This window comes from Streptomyces sp. NPDC033131, from assembly GCF_055578365.1.
In genome coordinates this window covers 77,351-94,520 of the sequence record NZ_JBVIPA010000030.1, presented here as the reverse complement: position 1 = coordinate 94,520, position 17,170 = coordinate 77,351, and the positions used below count along the sequence as shown (strand labels likewise).

Annotated in this window: 17 protein-coding genes and 1 tRNA gene; 8 read left to right on the top strand and 10 right to left on the bottom strand. The window is 71.1% G+C overall.

Features of this window, described 5'->3' with window-relative positions; translation table 11 throughout:
- Nucleotides 1-164: 164 nt before the first annotated feature.
- The 3 genes from ACZ5XS_RS31575 (at nucleotide 165) to ACZ5XS_RS31565 (ending at nucleotide 2,628) form a co-directional block, all read left to right on the top strand.
- Nucleotides 165-248: transfer RNA gene (locus tag ACZ5XS_RS31575), tRNA-Leu, on the top strand.
- 148 nt (nucleotides 249-396) lie between these two features.
- Nucleotides 397-1,572 carry a 4-hydroxybenzoate 3-monooxygenase gene (locus tag ACZ5XS_RS31570; RefSeq protein WP_468657052.1) on the top strand — a complete coding sequence of 392 codons (1,176 nt, stop codon included), beginning with the start codon at nucleotides 397-399 and terminating at the stop codon, nucleotides 1,570-1,572.
- A gap of 159 nt (nucleotides 1,573-1,731) precedes the next feature.
- Nucleotides 1,732-2,628, top strand: a complete 897-nt coding sequence (locus tag ACZ5XS_RS31565; protein WP_468657050.1) for a Bax inhibitor-1/YccA family protein — start codon at nucleotides 1,732-1,734, stop codon at nucleotides 2,626-2,628.
- An 84-nt stretch (nucleotides 2,629-2,712) separates the two neighbouring features.
- Here the strand turns inward: ACZ5XS_RS31565 and ACZ5XS_RS31560 are convergent, their stop codons facing one another.
- On the bottom strand, nucleotides 2,713-2,943 hold the full coding sequence (locus ACZ5XS_RS31560; protein ID WP_217242374.1) for a DUF4287 domain-containing protein: 231 nt from the start codon (nucleotides 2,941-2,943) through the stop codon (nucleotides 2,713-2,715).
- A 104-nt stretch (nucleotides 2,944-3,047) separates the two neighbouring features.
- Here ACZ5XS_RS31560 and ACZ5XS_RS31555 point away from each other — a divergent pair, with 104 nt between their 5' ends.
- On the top strand, nucleotides 3,048-3,359 hold the full coding sequence (locus ACZ5XS_RS31555) for a hypothetical protein (RefSeq protein WP_468657048.1): 312 nt from the start codon (nucleotides 3,048-3,050) through the stop codon (nucleotides 3,357-3,359).
- 13 nt (nucleotides 3,360-3,372) lie between these two features.
- On the opposite strand, the gene ACZ5XS_RS31550 is transcribed toward ACZ5XS_RS31555, so the two are convergent.
- From ACZ5XS_RS31550 to ACZ5XS_RS31540, 3 genes are all read right to left on the bottom strand, one after another.
- Entirely contained in the window at nucleotides 3,373-4,173 is an 801-nt protein-coding gene (locus ACZ5XS_RS31550; protein WP_468657046.1) for a hypothetical protein, read from the bottom strand.
- Nucleotides 4,174-4,447: 274 nt separating this feature from the next.
- A complete protein-coding gene (locus tag ACZ5XS_RS31545; protein WP_468657044.1) occupies nucleotides 4,448-5,668 on the bottom strand; it encodes an acetyl-CoA C-acetyltransferase in 1,221 nt (406 codons plus the stop codon).
- Between the two features lie 159 nt (nucleotides 5,669-5,827).
- Nucleotides 5,828-6,850, bottom strand: a complete 1,023-nt coding sequence (locus ACZ5XS_RS31540; RefSeq protein ID WP_468657042.1) for an SGNH/GDSL hydrolase family protein — start codon at nucleotides 6,848-6,850, stop codon at nucleotides 5,828-5,830.
- Between the two features lie 160 nt (nucleotides 6,851-7,010).
- On the opposite strand from ACZ5XS_RS31540, the gene ACZ5XS_RS31535 reads away from it, so the two are divergent.
- A complete protein-coding gene (locus ACZ5XS_RS31535; protein ID WP_468657040.1) occupies nucleotides 7,011-8,399 on the top strand; it encodes a cystathionine beta-synthase in 1,389 nt (462 codons plus the stop codon).
- Nucleotides 8,400-8,812: 413 nt separating this feature from the next.
- Here the strand turns inward: ACZ5XS_RS31535 and ACZ5XS_RS31530 are convergent, their stop codons facing one another.
- A complete protein-coding gene (locus ACZ5XS_RS31530) occupies nucleotides 8,813-9,643 on the bottom strand; it encodes a helix-turn-helix transcriptional regulator (RefSeq protein ID WP_468657038.1) in 831 nt (276 codons plus the stop codon).
- Nucleotides 9,644-9,791: 148 nt separating this feature from the next.
- Between ACZ5XS_RS31530 and ACZ5XS_RS31525 the strand changes: the two genes are divergently transcribed.
- Entirely contained in the window at nucleotides 9,792-10,553 is a 762-nt protein-coding gene (locus ACZ5XS_RS31525; protein ID WP_468657036.1) for an SDR family oxidoreductase, read from the top strand.
- Nucleotides 10,554-10,568: 15 nt separating this feature from the next.
- On the opposite strand, the gene ACZ5XS_RS31520 is transcribed toward ACZ5XS_RS31525, so the two are convergent.
- The 5 genes from ACZ5XS_RS31520 to ACZ5XS_RS31500 form a co-directional block, all read right to left on the bottom strand.
- On the bottom strand, nucleotides 10,569-10,997 hold the full coding sequence (locus tag ACZ5XS_RS31520; protein WP_468657093.1) for a hypothetical protein: 429 nt from the start codon (nucleotides 10,995-10,997) through the stop codon (nucleotides 10,569-10,571).
- A 77-nt stretch (nucleotides 10,998-11,074) separates the two neighbouring features.
- A complete protein-coding gene (locus ACZ5XS_RS31515; RefSeq protein ID WP_468657034.1) occupies nucleotides 11,075-12,013 on the bottom strand; it encodes an ABC transporter substrate-binding protein in 939 nt (312 codons plus the stop codon).
- Nucleotides 12,014-12,023: 10 nt separating this feature from the next.
- Entirely contained in the window at nucleotides 12,024-12,695 is a 672-nt protein-coding gene (locus tag ACZ5XS_RS31510) for an ABC transporter permease (RefSeq protein ID WP_468657032.1), read from the bottom strand.
- Nucleotide 12,696: 1 nt separating this feature from the next.
- The gene (locus ACZ5XS_RS31505; protein ID WP_468657030.1) at nucleotides 12,697-13,338 is read right to left on the bottom strand and encodes an ABC transporter permease; all 642 of its coding nucleotides are present in this window, start codon (nucleotides 13,336-13,338) and stop codon (nucleotides 12,697-12,699) included.
- Nucleotides 13,335-14,381 (bottom strand): ABC transporter ATP-binding protein, encoded by a 1,047-nt coding sequence (locus tag ACZ5XS_RS31500; protein WP_468657028.1) that lies wholly within the window; start codon nucleotides 14,379-14,381, stop codon nucleotides 13,335-13,337. Before ACZ5XS_RS31500 ends, ACZ5XS_RS31505 begins: the two co-directional genes overlap by 4 nt.
- Nucleotides 14,382-14,522: 141 nt before the next feature.
- Here ACZ5XS_RS31500 and ACZ5XS_RS31495 point away from each other — a divergent pair, with 141 nt between their 5' ends.
- Together ACZ5XS_RS31495 and ACZ5XS_RS31490 are read left to right on the top strand one after the other, a co-directional pair.
- On the top strand, nucleotides 14,523-16,031 hold the full coding sequence (locus tag ACZ5XS_RS31495; protein ID WP_468657026.1) for an aromatic amino acid ammonia-lyase: 1,509 nt from the start codon (nucleotides 14,523-14,525) through the stop codon (nucleotides 16,029-16,031).
- Entirely contained in the window at nucleotides 16,028-16,951 is a 924-nt protein-coding gene (locus tag ACZ5XS_RS31490) for a MurR/RpiR family transcriptional regulator (RefSeq protein ID WP_468657024.1), read from the top strand. The genes ACZ5XS_RS31495 and ACZ5XS_RS31490 overlap by 4 nt, the downstream gene beginning before the upstream one ends.
- Nucleotides 16,952-17,170 lie beyond the last annotated feature (219 nt).

The window sequence follows — 17,170 nt, the reverse complement described above, 5'->3', positions numbered from 1 at the left end:
AGGTCCGGGGGCACGCGCAAGGCTGTTGGCAAGTGCGGATGGCCTGTACCGGGTGCTGATGCACCCTCAGGCATCAATAAAATAAGACAACATGGGGCCGCCCTCCCGATGGCGGGGGGAAGGAGCCCGATAGGCTCGGAACCTCGATGCGGAGCCCATGGCCTGCCCGGATGGTGGAATGCAGACACGGCGAGCTTAAACCTCGCTGCCCCTTCGCGGGCGTGCCGGTTCAAGTCCGGCTCCGGGCACTTCCGAGACCTGTGCACCCTCCATTGAAGAGTTCACCGCTCGACCGTTGACAGCGGGCGCATGCGGTCGGAAACTCATGTCGCGGAGTAAGTGAAGAAAACTTCACCACGCGAACAAGCGAACAGGGATCGAAAGGAAGGCTGGTCGATGCGCACCACCGTCGGCATCATCGGAGCGGGCCCCGCCGGCCTCCTCCTCGCCCGGCTGCTCCACAACGCCGGCATCGGCTCGGTCGTCCTGGAGAGCCGTGACCGCGCCTACGTCGAGCAGCGGCAGCGGGCCGGAATCCTGGAGCAGGGCACGGTGGACGTGCTGCGCGCGGCCGGCGCCGGGGAACGCATGGACCGCGAGGGCCTGCGCCACGACGGCATAGAGCTGCGGTACGCCACGAAGCGCCACCGCGTCGACTTCCCCGCCCTCACCGGCGGCCGGTCGGTGATGGTCTACGCCCAGACCGAGGTCTGCAAGGACCTCATCGCCCTCCAGCTCAAGGAGGGCGGCCCGCTGCTGTTCGAGGCGGAGGCGCTGGCCGTCGAGGGCGCCGACACCGGCAGCCCGCGCGTCCGGTTCCGGCACGAGGGCGTCGAGGACGTCCTGGAGTGCGACTACGTCGTCGGCTGCGACGGCTTCTGGGGAGTCGCGCGCCAGGCGGTCCCCGCCCCGCTGTCCCGGACCTTCGAACGGACGTACCCCTTCGGCTGGCTCGGCATCCTCGCCGACGTCCCGCCCTCACACGACGAGCTGGTCTACGCCCACCACGAGCGCGGGTTCGCCCTGCTGTCCATGCGCTCCCCGTCCGTCTCCCGGCTCTACCTCCAGGTGCCGGAGGGCACCGACGCCGAGGCGTGGCGCGACGACGACATCTGGGCGGAACTGGAGCGCCGCTTCGAGACCGCCGACGGCTGGCGCCTGGAGCGCGGCCCGATCACCCAGAAGTCGGTCACCCCGATGCGCTCCTACGTGCACGAGCCGATGCGGCACGGCCGCCTCTTCCTGGCCGGGGACGCGGCCCACATCGTGCCGCCCACGGGAGCCAAGGGCCTCAACCTCGCCGTCGGCGACGTCGTCACCTTCGCGAGGGCCCTGGCGTACGAGCAGGAGACCGGGTCGGCCGAGCTGCTCGACGCCTACTCCGAGACCTGCCTGCGCCGCGTCTGGCAGGCCGAACGGTTCTCCTACGACATGACCACCCTCCTGCACCGGTTCCCCGACGCCACTGCCTTCGAGGACCGCCTCCAGCTGGCCCGGCTGGAGCGGCTCGCGTCCTCCCGGGCCGCCGAGACCGACCTGGCCGAGGGGTACACGGGTTTCCCGTTCGGGTGAGCCAAGAGTGAGGACCGCCGTGGCCGGGAATCATGGGGCCGCGTAGCGTGTTGCGCAGCACGACAAGGGAAAGATCCTCCCCAAGCACTAGGGTCATTCCTTTGCCTACCTATTACTCTTGAGCCCAAGGCCCACACACGGTGGCCATGGAGGAGTGAAATGAGGAGCAGCAACCCGGTCTTCTCGCGACGGGGGTTCAGCCGCGACAACGGCTACGCGGGCTTCAACACCGCGCCGCAGGCCGGGGGCGCAGCTGTAGGCACCCAGGGCAACCCGTACGCGCAGCCGCAGGCCGGCAACCCGTACGCGCAGAACCCCTACGCGCAGCAGGACCTTCAGCACGGCGCACCGCCGCAGGCCCCGGTCACCACCGGCCGCATGACGATCGACGACGTCGTCCTGCGTACCGGCACCACACTCGGCGTCCTGATCGTCACGGCCGCGCTCGCCTGGGCGCTGCTGCCGATCGACGACGCCAACATCGGCCGTTCGTACGGCATCGGTATCGGTGCCGCGCTGGTCGGCATGGTCCTGGCCTTCGTCCAGTCCTTCAAGCGCAAGGCCTCGCCCGCGCTGATCGTGATGTACGCCGCGTTCGAGGGTGTCTTCCTCGGCGTCCTGTCCAACATCGTCGACAACCGCATCGCGGACGGCGCGGCCATGCAGGCCGTGATCGGCACCATGGCGGTCTTCACCGGTGTGCTGGTGGCGTACAAGGCGGGCTGGATCCGCGTCAACCGCCGGTTCGTCGGCTTCGTGATGGCGGCCGCGCTCGGCTTCGTCCTGCTGATGATGGTGAACCTGCTGTTCGCCGTCTTCGGCGGCGGTGACGGCCTCGGCTTCCGCAGCGGCCCGCTCGGCGTGATCTTCGGCGTCGTCGGCATCCTGCTCGGCGCCTGCTTCCTCGCCCTGGACTTCAAGCAGGTCGAGGACGGCATCGCGTACGGCGCGCCGCGCGAGGAGGCGTGGCTGGCGGCCTTCGGGCTGACGCTGACGCTGGTCTGGATCTACATGGAGTTCCTGAGGATCATCGCGATCCTCAACAGCAGCGACTAGTGGCAGCGACTGGTAGCGACCAGCACGCACCGCGTGCGTGAAAGGGCCCCGGGTTCCGTCCCGGGGCCCTTTTCGTGTGCGCGCCTACAGGAGTTTGCGCGCCGCCCTCCTCAGGTCGTACTCGTGGACGATCGCCTTCGCGTGGCCGTACGCGAGGTCGTGTTCGTGGCGAAGCCAGCTGACCTTCTCCTCGAAGCGGAAGAGAGAAGGGCCTTCTTCGACAGTGCGCAGCCAGTCGGAGACTTCACGACCGGTGCAGTGGGGGATGCGGGCGAGCATGTTGCGGTGGGTCTCCTCGGAGAGGACGTGGGACATCGGCGCCTCCGGACGCAAAGGGGATGTAAGCCGGTCCTTCAGGTCACCGTGCCTGAGCGTTCGCCCGTTGGCAACAGTCCCGGTCGGGCGCGTACTCTCGCGGCGTGGTGGATACGACGCGTCTGTGCCGTGCGGTGGATCACTTTGCCGATCGTCTCCGGGCCGCCCCGCAGAGCCGGCTGCAGCGGGGCGCTGCCGCTGAGGCTCTGGGCCTGGCCAGGGAGTTCGCCCGGTGGGCGCAGGAAGTGGAGGAGCCCGGGACCGGGCCCCGGGAGATGCCCGACGCGGGGATGTTCGCCGCCGCCGATCAAATCACCGTCGCCGTCCATGACTTGGCCCTCGTACTTACGGACGAGGGCCAGGTCGATGATGCGGTGCGGCTGGTGGAGGAAGCGCAGAAGAGGGCGGGCGTGTGAGCCCGGGTGAGCCCTAGAGGGACGCTATGACCCGGTCGGCCAGGATGTAGACGTTCTCCTCGCCGCACGCGAAGGTCAGGGTGTAGGCCCCGGAGACGCCCGAGCCGCCCAGCAGGGTCGGCGTCTCACCGGCGTGCAGGGCCGAGGCCAGGCGCTCCGCCGTCTCGCGGTGCCCCGGCGTCATGCAGAGGGTGGTGCCGTCGGCGAAGACGTAGACGTCGAGGGTGCCCAGGGGGCCCGGCCGGACGTCGGCGAGTTCGACCTGGGCCGAGGCCAGTTCCTCCAGCGTCGCCACCGTGCGCTCGTGGTCGTTGACCACCGGTGACGAGACCGGCACGAAGTCCGGGTGGGAGGGGTGGCGGCGGCGGGCCGCGGCCAGTTCCGCGGACTCTCCCCCGAAGGAGGGGGCCCCGGCGGACTCGTCGGCATCGGCGCCGTGCTCGGCGACCGGCTCCAGGCCCACGAAATCGGCCTGCCGGGGCAGGAACAGCTCGCTGTCGGGCAGACCCAGCAGCGAGGGCGCGTCGGAGGCGTCACGGGCCTCCTGCGCGGCCCAGAAGGCGCGGGCCTCGGCGAGCTCGCGCTCACGCTCCTCGGCGAGGGCCTCGGCCACGGCGGCGCGTATCTCGTCGACGTCGGCGGGGTGGCGGGCGGCCGGCACGCGGCCCCGCGCCGCGGCGGCGTTACCCGCGGCGAGTTCGGCGTGCAGGGCGGCGACCTGCCGGCGCAGCACCATGAGGGTGCGCAGGACGGCGACGCCCACGGCGCCCGTGGCGACCGTGGTGACCAGCAAGGCGATCGGCATGGCGCTCACTGACGTACTCCCGGTTCAAAGTCGACCCCCGACTTCCTACATCAGCTTGAAGGGCGGACTAACCCGCTGTCAGTGCGTAACGTCACGAAACGGACATGATTTTGGGGCTGTTGTTCGGGGGTGAAGTAGCTCTGACCTGCGCACCTCCCTCTTGGAAGGGAGATAGGTCACATCCTGAGGGAGATTGGATCACAAATCGGCCCAGAACCCTGGCGGTTCAAGGGTTCTGGGCCTGACGGTGACGGTGGGTCCCCGTGTGACTACGGCAGGTCGGTCAGCTCAGGCGCTCGATGACCATCGCCATGCCCTGGCCGCCGCCGACGCACATCGTCTCCAGGCCGAACTGCTTGTCGTGGAACTGGAGGGAGTTGATGAGCGTGCCGGTGATGCGGGCGCCGGTCATGCCGAAGGGGTGGCCGACCGCGATGGCGCCGCCGTTGACGTTCAGCTTCTCCGGGTCGATGCCGAGGTCGCGGTAGGAGGGGATCACCTGCGCGGCGAACGCCTCGTTGATCTCGACCAGGTCGATGTCGCCGATGCCGAGACCGGCGCGGCGCAGCGCCTGCTGGGACGCGTCGACCGGGCCGAGGCCCATGATCTCGGGGGAGAGGCCGGAGACGCCGGTCGACACGATGCGGGCGAGCGGGGTCAGGCCGAGCTCGCGGGCCTTGGTGTCGCTCATGATGACGAGGGCGGCGGCGCCGTCGTTCAGCGGGCAGCAGTTGGCGGCGGTGACCATGCCGTCGGGGCGGAAGACCGGCTTGAGGCCCTGGACGCCCTCCAGGGTGACGCCGGCGCGCGGGCCGTCGTCCTTGGAGACGACCGAGCCGTCGGGGAGGGTCACCGGGGTGATCTCGCGCTCCCAGAAGCCGTTCTTGATGGCTTCCTCGGCGAGGTTCTGGGAGCGGACGCCGAACTCGTCCATGTCCTGGCGGGTGACGCCCTTCCAGCGGGCCAGGTTCTCGGCGGTCTGCCCCATCGCGATGTAGGCGTCCGGGACGAGACCGTCCTCGCGCGGGTCGTGCCAGGTGGTGCCCTCCTGCTGCGCGACGGCCTCGGTGCGGGCCTCGGCCTCGGCGAAGAAGGGGTTGTGCGTGTCGGGAAGGCTGTCGGAGTTGCCCTTCACGAAGCGGGAGACCATCTCGACACCGGCCGAGATGAACACGTCGCCCTCGCCGGCCTTGATGGCGTGCAGGGCCATGCGGCTCGTCTGGAGCGAGGAGGAGCAGTAGCGGGTGACCGTGCAGCCGGGGAGGTGGTCCATCCCCATCTGTACGGCGACGATGCGGCCCAGGTTGTTGCCCTGCTCGCCGCCGGGCAGGCCGCAGCCGAGCATCAGGTCGTCGATGTCCCTCGGGTCCAGCTCGGAAACCTTGGCCAGGGCGGCCTGGATGATCGTGGCGGTCAGGTCGTCGGGGCGCAGGTCCTTCAGGGAGCCCTTGAAAGCGCGGCCGATGGGGGAGCGGGCGGTCGAGACGATCACGGCTTCGGGCATGACGGCTCCAGTCAAGAAGGGGCGGCGCGCAGCGCCTCGTTGAGGGGCGGTGGTCGGGCGACGGGTGGGAGTACGAGGGTTGTGCAGGGCTGTGTGGGAAGTTACCCGTACGTATGGTCAGGGTCACGCTTAGAGCAGTGTGACCCTGACCGCAATTTACTAAGCGCTTGCTTGGGTCTCCGGTTCGACTGCCGAGACCCGCCGCCTACGGCGCCGCTTGAGCAGTGCCCACGGCCCCTTCGGCCCGGTCGGCATCGCGGCCGCGACCTCCGTGCCCGGCTCCGACGCCGCCTCGGCGGCCGCGCGCGCGACCGGCAGGAAGCCCTCGCGGCGGGAGGCGTCCGGACGCTCCTCCTCGGCCGGCCACAGGCCCAGCGCGGCGCACACCGTCGGCAGGACGGCCATCGCCGCGGTGGCGTAGCCCTCCGCCGAGGGGTGATAGTTGTCCGGGCCGAACAGCTCACGCGGATTCGCCGCGAACTCGGGACCCAGCAGGTCGCCGAGCGAGACGGTACGGCCGCCCTGCTCGACCGCGCCGATCGTCTGGGCGGCCGCCAGTTGCCGGGACGCCCGGCGGGCCAGCCAGCGCAGCGGCTGCTGCACGGGCGCGATCGTGCCCAGGTCGGGACAGGTGCCGACCACCACCTCGGCGCCGGCCGTGCGCAGCCGTCGTACCGCCGACGCCAGATGGCGTACCGAACGGGTCGGCGGCATCCGGGTGGTCACGTCGTTCGCGCCGATCATGATCACGCAGATGTCCGGGATCCGGGCCGGGTCCGCCAGGGTCAGCGCCACCTGGCGGTCCAGGTCGTCGGAGGTCGCCCCGGGAAGGGCGACGTTACGCAGGACCACCGGGCGTTCGGCCACCGCCGCGAGCCCCGACGCCAGCAGCGCGCCCGGCGTCTGGCCGCTGCGGCGGACCCCCTGGCCGGCGGCCGTGGAGTCGCCCAGCATCACCAGGCGCAGGGGCGGCTCTCCGGGGGCGGTGTAGGAACTGCCGTACCGGCCCTCCGCCTGCGGGACGTGCGGCGCCGTCCCGTTGCCCACCTGGCGCTTGGCCAGCTGCACCTCCGCCAGCACCAGTCCCATGGCCGCCGCGCCGACCAGACCGACCCCACCGCCGCCGTACGCGGCGCCGGCCGCGATCCGCCGGGCCACCCTCGCCCTCGACATGCTCGTCATGCGTCGCCGCCACCTCCTCGTGTCCGTACATCCACTCCTTGCCCCGTACGGACGGTCGCCCAATCTCAACGGGGAGTGAACGACCGTCACGGATCCCTGGGAGGCCATAGGCTGGCGGAACCAAACAGGATCACTTTTTTGCAAGCATCCGGAGACAACGGTGCAATTCCACGACTCGATGATCAGCCTCGTCGGCAACACCCCGCTGGTGAGGCTCAACAGCGTGACCAAGGGCATTCGGGCGACCGTCCTGGCCAAGGTGGAGTACTTCAACCCCGGCGGTTCCGTGAAGGACCGCATCGCCCTGCGCATGATCGAGGCGGCCGAGGAGAGCGGAGCGCTCGAGCCCGGCGGCACGATCGTCGAGCCGACCAGCGGCAACACGGGTGTCGGGCTGGCCATCGTGGCCCAGCAGAAGGGGTACAAGTGCATCTTCGTGTGCCCCGACAAGGTGAGCACCGACAAGATCAACGTGCTGCGGGCGTACGGCGCCGAGGTCGTCGTCTGCCCGACCGCCGTGGACCCGGAGCACCCCGACTCCTACTACAACGTCTCCGACCGGCTGGTCCGTGAGACGCCCGGCGCGTGGAAGCCCGACCAGTACTCCAACCCGAACAACCCGCTCTCCCACTACCACTCGACCGGCCCCGAGCTGTGGGAACAGACGGAGGGGAAGATCACCCACTTCGTGACGGGCGTGGGCACGGGCGGCACCATCTCCGGCACCGGCCGCTACCTGAAGGACGCCAGCGACGGCAGGGTCAAGGTCGTCGGCGCCGACCCCGAGGGCTCCGTCTACTCCGGCGGTTCCGGACGGCCGTACCTCGTCGAGGGCGTCGGTGAGGACTTCTGGCCCACCGCCTACGACCGGACCGTCGCCGACGAGATCGTGGCGGTGTCGGACAAGGACTCCTTCCAGATGACCCGCCGGCTGGCCAAGGAGGAGGGCCTGCTGGTGGGCGGCTCCTGCGGGATGGCCGTCGTCGCCGCGCTGAAGGTCGCCGAGCGGCTCGGGCCCGACGACGTCGTGGTCGTCCTGCTGCCCGACAGCGGACGCGGCTACCTCAGCAAGATCTTCAACGACGAGTGGATGGCCGACTACGGCTTCCTGGAGGACGAGGGCCCCAGCGCCCGGGTCGCGGACGTCCTCAACGACAAGGTGCACGGTGCCATCCCGTCCCTCGTCCACATGCACCCGGACGAGACCGTCGGCCAGGCCATCGAGGTGCTGCGCGAGTACGGCGTCTCGCAGATGCCGATCGTCAAGCCCGGCGCCGGTCACCCGGACGTGATGGCCGCCGAGGTCGTCGGCTCCGTCGTGGAACGTGAGCTGCTCGACGCCCTGTTCACCCAGCGGGCCTCGCTCGACGACCCGCTGGAGAAGCACATGTCCGCCCCGCTGCCCCAGGTCGGCTCCGGCGAACCGGTCGCCGACCTGATGTCCGTACTGGGGGTGGCCGACGCGGCGATCGTCCTCGTCGAGGGCAAGCCGACCGGCGTCATCAGCCGGCAGGACCTGCTGGCCTTCCTCGCCAAGGCCGGGAAGTAGGACCCCGCGTTCACGGCAGGATCCGCCGGGCGGGGCCTGCGCGGAAACGCCCGGTGAACTGCGCGTGTCCAGGACGAAGTTGCGGTTCGCCGGCCGAGGAGCGGACTTCGCAGAAGTGGTACGAGGGCGTCACGTCCACGCAGCACACGCTTAACACGGGTCCGGCACATTAGTGGTTGTCGGCAGGGCGGGAGCGGCTCCCCGCCCCGGCCGACACCAAAACGGCGTCACGGACCTCCGGAGCGGCTCCCGGACCTCCACAGACGCCTAGGACGCGGAGTCTGGCCCTGACCCGGCCCGCGTCCCTCGCGGGGACCGCCGTCGTCCCGCCCCCCGGCAACGGGGGTGCGGCGGTCCCCGCGCATAGCTTTTTCCAGCGGGTCTTCCTCAGCGGGTTCCTCAGTGAGTTTTCCTCAGCGGGCCCGACTGGTCGACCAACTTCCCAGGAGTGCCAGCCGCTCCGCCGTCTCCGAACCGGCTTCCGGCGTGTAGACGACGATCGTCTGCTCCGGGTCCGCCGGAACCGTGAGCGTCTCGTACGGGAGGGTGAGCAGGCCCGCCACCGGGTGGCGGACGCGTTTCACCCCGAACCTGCACTCCCGGATCTCGTGGTCCGCCCACAGCCGGCGGAAGTCCTCGCTCCTGAGGGAGAGTTCACCGATCAGGGCGGCCATCCCGGGTTCGTCGGGGTGGTGGCCGGCGTTCAGATGCAGCTGGGCGACGGTCTGCGCGGCCACCGCGGACCAGTCCGGGAACAGGTCGCGGGCGGCGGGATCGAGGAAGACCTGACGGGCGACGTTGCGCTCGCCGGCCGTCATCAGACCAAAACCGCTCAGGGCGTCGGCGAGGGCGTTCCAGGCGAGGACGTCCAGGCGGCGGCCGACCACGAACGCCGGGACCCGTTCCATGCCGTCCAGGATCAGCTGGACGCCGGCGCGGACGCGGGGCGCCGCGGGACGGCGGCTTCCGGTCCGGGACGGCCGGGCCACCGTACGCAGGTAGGCGTGCTCCGTCTCGTCCATGTGCAGGACGCGCGCGATCGCGTCCAGGACGGCGTCCGACACGGACGGTCCCCGCCCCTGTTCCAGCCGGATGTAGTAGTCGACGCTCACTCCGGCCAGTTGCGCCACCTCCTCGCGGCGCAGTCCCGGGACCCGGCGGCGCCCGTACGAGGGCAGCCCCACTTCCTCGGGCTGGATGCGGGCCCGACGTGAGCGCAGGAAGTCTCCGAGTTCGCCGTCCATGGGGGCGAGCCTAGGCGAGGGCGGGACCGGGAGCCTGGTACTGGCAGACCCAGGACAAGCTCATCCCTGGGTGGCCCGGGCGGGGCGGACGAGGGTGGGTGGCGTCGCCGGACGGACCGGCGGCGAGCGAACCCCCGAGGAGTCCTTCATGTCGTACGAGAACCTGGCCGGACGTACTGCCGTCGTCACCGGTGCCGCCAGCGGGATCGGCGAGGCCGTCGCCGTGCTGCTGGCCGGGCAGGGGGCGCGGGTCGCGCTGCTCGCCCGGCGCGCGGAGCGGCTGGAGGCGATCGCGGAGAAGATCCGGGCCGACGGGGGACAGGCGCTGGCCGTGGTCGCGGACGTCACCGACGACGCGTCGGTGGAGGCGGCCGCGGCCCGGATCCACGAGGCGTACGGGCCCGTCGACCTGGTCGTCAACTCCGCCGGGGTCATGCTGCCCAACCCGGTCGAGGCGGGCCGCATCGACGAGTGGCGGCGGATGCTCGACACGAACGTCACCGGCGTCCTCCGGGTCGTCCGCGCCTTCACCGGCGACCTGGTGGCGACGGCCGCGGAGGGCCGTACCGCGGACCTGGTGAACATCTCGTCCGTCGGCGCGCACCTCTTGTTCCCCCACTACGCGGTGTACTGCGCCACCAAGGCCGCGCTGACCCACCTCTCCCAGTCGCTGCGCACCGAGTTCGGGCCGCGTGACGTCCGGGTCACCAACGTCGAGCCGGGGCTGACGGACACCGAGCTGAAGACCCACATCGACAACGCGGAGCTGTCCGGGCAGCTGGACGGGATGTTCGACACGCTGGGCGGGCTGGCCTCGGAGGAGGTCGCCGATGTGGTGGCCTACGCGGCGAGCCGGCCGCGGCGGGTCAACCTGCGGCAGATCATGGTGCTGCCCACCCGGCAGGCCTGAACCCAGGCCGCCAGGTCAGTCCTCCCAGTCGCTGTCCTGGGACGATCCGCGCCTGCGGGGACGGAACAGGTCCGGGTTGGAGCGGGCGGCCTGGACGGCGTTCACCCCGACGATGCCGATCCAGGCGACGATCAGACCCGGGAGGTGGGCGACGCCGCCGCCGATCGCGGACAGCGGGATCGCCAGCACCAGCGAGACGAGGCCGAAGCCGAAGCGCTCGCCCCAGGAGTCGGTCGGCTTCGGCGACCGCGAACCCCGGGCCACCACCATCTGCTGCTCGGCCATCTGCCGGCGCACCCGGCGCTCCACGGCGCCGTCGATCCGCTGGTCGACCTTCTCCAGGAACGAGTCGACCAGCGCGGACTCGTACTCCACGCCCAGTTCCCTGCGCGCCTGCAGGGTGGCGTCGAGTTCCTTCTTGAGTTCCGTGTCCTGCGCGTCCATTCCGGTCATGCGATCCACGGTAAGGAGCCGGAACGGCTGCCGCACTGGGGTTATCCCCCCGGTTCGGCGGGGGGTCTTCAGGCCCGCCGGGTCAGTCCGTGTTGCTCGGCGTACGCGTTCGCCACGTCCTCGGGGTCCTTCTTGTCCTTGTCGACCTGGCGGTTGAGCTCGGTGAGGTCGTCCGTGGTCAGGACGTTGCCGAGCTCGGCGAGGGCCTTGCGGACCGCGGAGTCGGCCTTGCGGTCGGCGATGAGGGGGACGACGTGCTGGCCGGGGATGAGGTTCTTCGGGTCGGTCAGCACGACCCAGTCGTTGGCCACGATGTCGGTGTCCGTGGTGAAGAGGTTCGCCACGTCCACGTCGCCCTTCTTCAGGGCTCCCTTGACCAGCGGGCCGGAGGAGTCGAGGGACTTGAACTCCTTGAACTCCACCCCGTAGACGTCCTTCAGGCCGATCACGCCGACCTCGCGCTTCTTGACCTCGGGCGCGGCGCCGATGACCAGCTTGCCGTTCTGCTTCCTGAGGTCGGCGAGGGAGGTCAGGCCGTACTTCTCGGCGGTCTCCTGGGTGACGGCGAAGGCGTCCGAGTCCTCGGCCATGCCGTACGGCAGCACCTGGAGGCCGGCGGGCAGGGCGACGGCGAGGGCGTTCTGCATCTCGCCCTCCTCGGTCGCCGTCGCCTTCGGGGCGAGGTAGTGCAGGAGGGCGCCCTGGTACTCGGGGAGGAGGTCGATGTCGCCGCCCTTGAGGGCGGGGATGAGGATCTCGCGGGTGCCGAGGTTGGGACGGACGGTGGTCTTCACACCGGCCGCCTGCAGCACGGCGGCGTACAGGTGTCCGAGGACCTGGTTCTCGGTGAAGTTGGCGGTGCCGATGGTGATCCCGCCCTTGCTGGAGCCGCTGCCACCGGAGGTGGAGCCCTGGCTGTCGAGGGACGTGATGCCGCTCGCGCAGGAGGAGAGGGCGGGGACGGAGGCGGCCGCGAAGAGGCCGCCGAGGAGCGTACGACGATTCATTCGGGGTTCCCTAGGCGGTGCGGTGGGTGCGGTGGCGGAAGAGGAAGCGCTGGAGGCCGGCGAGGCAGAGGTCCAGGGCGACGGCCACCGCGGCTACCAGCACCGCGCCGCCGAGCACCTGCACGAGGTCGCGCTGGGCGAGGCCGTCGAAGACGTAGCGGCCCAGGCCGCCGAAGGAGACGTACGCGGCGATCGTGGCCGTGGCCACCACCTGGATGAGGGCCAGGCGCAGGCCCGTCATGATCAGGGGCAGGGCGAGCGGGAACTCCACCTGGAGCAGGACCTGGTGGCCGCGCATGCCCTGGCCGCGCGCCGCGTCCTTCACGTCCGGGTCGACGGCGGTCATCCCGGCGTAGGTGTTGGTGACGATCGCCGGGACCGCGAGGGCGACCAGGGCGACGTACACGGGCAGCATCGACAGACCGCCGGCCAGGAAGACCAGGACGACCAGGCCCACGGTCGGCAGGGCGCGGCCGAAGGACGCGAGGTTGATCGCGAGGAACGCGCCGCGGCCGGTGTGGCCGATCAGCAGGCCCAGCGGGAGGCCGATGACGGTCGCGATGAGAGTGGCCAGGAGCGAGTACTGGAGGTGTTCGGCGAGGCGGTGGCCGATGCCGTCCGAGCCGGACCACTGGGTGCCGCTGGTCAGCCAGCCGCCGAGGTTGGAGAAGAGTTCGTACATCTCAGGCTCGCCGCCTCTTCCACGGGGTGAGGACGTACTGGAGGGCGACCAGCAGGGCGTCCGCGACGACGGCGAGGAGGAGGGTGAGGACCACTCCCACGATCACCGGGGTCGGGTAGTTGCGCTGGAAGCCGTCGGTGAACAGCTGGCCCAGGCCGCCGTCGCCGATGTAGGTCGCGACGGAGACCAGGGAGATCGACATGACCGTCGCGATCCGGACGCCCGCCATGATCACGGGGAGCGCGAGCGGGAGCTCGACGGTGAGGAGCGTGCGCAGGGGGCGCGTGCCCATCGCCTTCGCGGCCTCCTTCGTCTTCGCGGGGACCGAGTCGAGGCCCTCGACGGTGTTCCGGAGCAGGACGACCAGGGTGTAGACCGTCAGGCCGATCACGGTCGTGGTGCGGGTGAGGCCGCTGACCGGCAGCAGCAGCACGAAGATCGCGATCGACGGGATCGTGAACAGGACGTTCGACGCGCCGAGCAGGAACCCGCGCAGGAAGCGGACCCGGTGGGCGACCACCGCGAGCGGGAGCGAGATCAGCAGGCCGAAGAAGACCGCGCTCAGGGCCGCCTGGAGGTGGGAGACCGTGAGGGTGGTGAGGTCGTCGGTGTGGCCGGATATCCACGACCAGTCGATGGTCACGCGGCCGCACCCGTCTCCGCGCGGGCCTCGGTGTGGGCCTGGCCGGCGTGGGTGTGGATGTCGTCGCGGGACGAGACTCCGGTGAGGACGCCGTGCGCGTCGACCCGGGCGATCAGGCCGCCGGGGGAGGCGACGGACTCGTTGAGCGCCGCGAGCAGGGAGTCGCCGTCCTTGAGCGGCCGTACGGGGATCTCGGCGTCCTTCGACGCCCAGTGCAGCGGCCTGCTCGCCTCGTCGACGACGAGGGCCCAGGGACCGCCCTCCGGGGCCGGGCCCTGCGGGACGTTCGCGAGGGTCTTGAGCGAGAGCAGCTTGAGGCCGCGCTCGGCGCCGAGGAAGTCGGCGACGAAGTCGTCGGCCGGGCGGGCCAGGAGCTCGGAGGGGGTGGCGCACTGCACCAGGTGACCGCCGGTGCGGAAGATCGCGATCTGGTCGCCGAGCCGTACCGCCTCGTCGATGTCGTGCGTGACGAAGACGATGGTCTTGTTCAGCTCCTTCTGGAGCCTGAGCAGTTCGTCCTGTAGCTGGGTGCGCACCACCGGGTCGACCGCGCCGAACGGCTCGTCCATGAGGAGGACCGGCGGGTCGGCGGCGAGCGCGCGGGCGACGCCGACGCGCTGCTGCTGGCCGCCGGAGAGCTGGTGCGGGTAGCGGCGGCCGGCCTCGGCGGTGAGGCCGACGGTCTCGAGGAGTCCGGCCGCCCGGGCCCGTGCCCTGCGGCGGCCGTGGCCGAGCAGCAGCGGCACGGTCGCGATGTTGTCGAGCACCGTGCGGTGCGGGAAGAGGCCCGACTGCTGGATGACGTACCCGATGGAGCGGCGCAGTTCGGCCGCGTCCTGCCGGGTGACGTCCTTGCCGCCGACGCGGATGGTGCCGGAGGTCGGTTCGACCATCCGGTTGATCATCCGCAGGGTGGTCGTCTTGCCGCAACCGGAGGATCCGACGAGGACGGTCACGCCGCCTTCCGGCATGTCGAGGGTGAGGTCGTGGACTGCTGTCGTGCCGTTGGGGAAGCGCTTGTGGACCGCGTCGAACTGGATCATGAGTTGTCCCTTGCCCGGCTGTATAACGTCATGCAGAGTTCTCGGTAGGTGAATAGGTTGTCAACGGCCCGGTGTAAATCCGAGGTAACGGATGACCGAGAAGCAAGATTAGGTGTCCGTATCGAGGAGGTTTTGGGCTTGATGTCGTCTCGAATCGTGGACACGCCGTGGATTGCGGGCCCGGGGCTCGTCGTCCTCGACGGGGTCGGTCTCGGCGTCACCGACGTCGTGCGCCTCGCGGACGGGGCCGCCCGGCCGATCCCGGGCAGCGAAGCGGTGCGGCGCGTCGAGGATTCCTGGGACGCCGCCCGCCGGATCGCCGCCACCGGACGCGTCTACGGCCGCTCCACCGGCGTCGGCGCCAACCGGAACGAGGACGTGCCCACCGACGCGGCCGCCGAGCACGGTCTGCGACTGCTGCGCAGCCACGCCGGCGCCATCGGCGAGGAACTCCCGGCCCGGCAGGTGCGCGCCATGCTCGCCGTCCGCACCAACCAACTGCTGGCCGGCGGCGCGGGCCTGAGGCCCACCGTCGTCACGGCCCTGTGCGAGGCGCTGGAGAGCGGGGCGTACCCGGTCGTGAACGAGTTCGGCTCGGTCGGCACCGGCGACATCGCCGCCCTCGCCCAGGCCGGCCTCGCCCTGGCCGGCGAACACCCCTGGCGGGGCACGGGCGCGCCCGACGCCCAGCCGCTCGACAACAACGACGCCCTGGCCTTCATCAGCAGCAACGCCCTCACCCTCGGCCAGTCCGCCCTCGCCCTGCACGAACTGCGCGGGCTGCTGGAGGCCACCCAGGTCGTCGGCGCCCTCTCCCTGCTGGCCGTGGACGGCTCGCACGAGGCGTACGCCGCCCCCGTGCACGCCGCCCGCCCGCACCGCGGCTCCAGCGAGGTCGCCCGCCGGATGCGCGAGCTGATCGGCGCCGCCGACCGGCCGACCCCGCCGCTCGGCCGCATCCAGGACCCGTACGGCTTCCGCTGCCTGCCCCAGATCCACGGCCCGGCCCACGACGCGGCCGACGCTCTGGAGCAGGTCCTCGCGATCGAGATCAACGCGGCCGCCGAGAACCCCCTGATCTGTCCCGAGGACCTGGCCGCCTACCACCACGGCGGCTTCTACCAGGCCCAACTCGCCCTCTCCCTGGACCACTTCAGGCTGGCGATGACACAGGTGGCGCGGCTGTCCACGTCCCGCCTGTCGTCCCTGAACGAGCCCGCCTTCACGCGGCTGCGGCCCTTCCTCGCCGGCCAGGAGGCCGCCTCCTCCGGCGTGATGATCCTCGAGTACGCCGCCGGAGCCGCCCTCGGCGATCTGCGGGCCTTCTCCGCGCCCGCCTCCCTGGGTCACGCTGTACTCTCCCGGGGCGTCGAGGAACAGGCCAGTTTCGCCTCGCTCGCCGCACGTCAGACACTGCGCGCGTGCGGCGCGTACCGTCTCGTCGTCGGCTGCGAACTCGTCGCCGCCGTACGGGCGCTGCGCCAGCGCGACCTCAGGCCCGACCCGGACCTTCCGGTGGGCCGCGCGCAGGAGCTCGCCGAGTCGGTGCTCGACGAGGACCCGGCCGACCGGCCGCTCACACACGACGTGACGACCGCGGCCGCACTGCTCGACCGGTTCACGGACATCTGGAGGGGGAGCGAGGCATGAGCGCGGAGACGGGTGCGGGCGGACCGGAGTCGGGTGCGGTGGGCGCGGGGTCGGGTGCCGGTGGGGCGGGTGTGGGTGTGGCCGTGCCGGACAGTCCCGCCGCCCGGCTGCAGGCCCTGTTCGAGGGGCACCGGCTGACACCGACCCAGCGGCGCATCGCGCACAGCATGGTGCGGCGGGCCGCCGACGTGCCGTTCCTGTCCAGCGTGGAGCTGGCCGAGCTGGCCGGGGTCAGCCAGCCCTCCGTCACCCGCTTCGCGGTCGCCCTCGGCTTCGACGGCTACCCCGCTCTGCGCAAGCACCTGCGCGAGGTCGCGCCCACCGAACAGACGGCCGCCTCGGCGTCGTACAACGAGTACCAGCAGGCCGTCGAGGCCGAGATCGAGAACCTGCGGCACCTCGCGGAGGTGCTGGCCGACCCGCGGCCCGTGCAGAGGGCGGGGCGGCTCCTCGCGGCCTCGCGTCCGCTTCCCGTGCTCGGGCTGCGGGCGGCGGCCTCGCAGGCATACGGCTTCGCGTACTTCGCCGCCAAGGTCCACCCGGACGTACGGCTGCTCAACGAGGGCGGCACGATGATCCACGACCGGATCGACGCCGCCGTACGCGCGGGCGCCTCGACCCTGCTGTGCTTCGCGCTGCCCCGGCATCCGCGCGAGGTCGTGGACACCCTGGCGTACGCCAGGGAGGCGGGCCTGACGGTCGTCAGCGTCGCCGACTCGGCCTTCGCGCCGGTCGCCAAGGTGTCCGACCTGCTGCTGCCGGCCGCCGTCGGCACCGGGCTGGCGTTCGACACGGTCTGTGCGCCGATGCTGCTGGGCCGCGTCCTGCTGGAGGCGATGTGCGACGACCTGCCGGACGCGCAGGCGCGGCTGGAGGAGTTCGACGCCAGGGCGGCGTCTCGGGGGCTGTTCGTGGAGTGACGGGGACCGTGTGACCGGCGCAGCCCCGGTTGTCCCACGACTCGCCGAGCGTCTTGGCCCGTCTCTCAGACTCGTCTCACGTTCACTCGCTAATCTGTGCGACCAGAAAATCGTGCTGAGGCGACGAGGAGGCGGGATCGTGTCACGCGGAGTTCGCGAGGGGCGCGGAGGGCAGGGACTGGCTCGGGTGGCCGTCGTGGTACGGGCGGGAGCAGCACC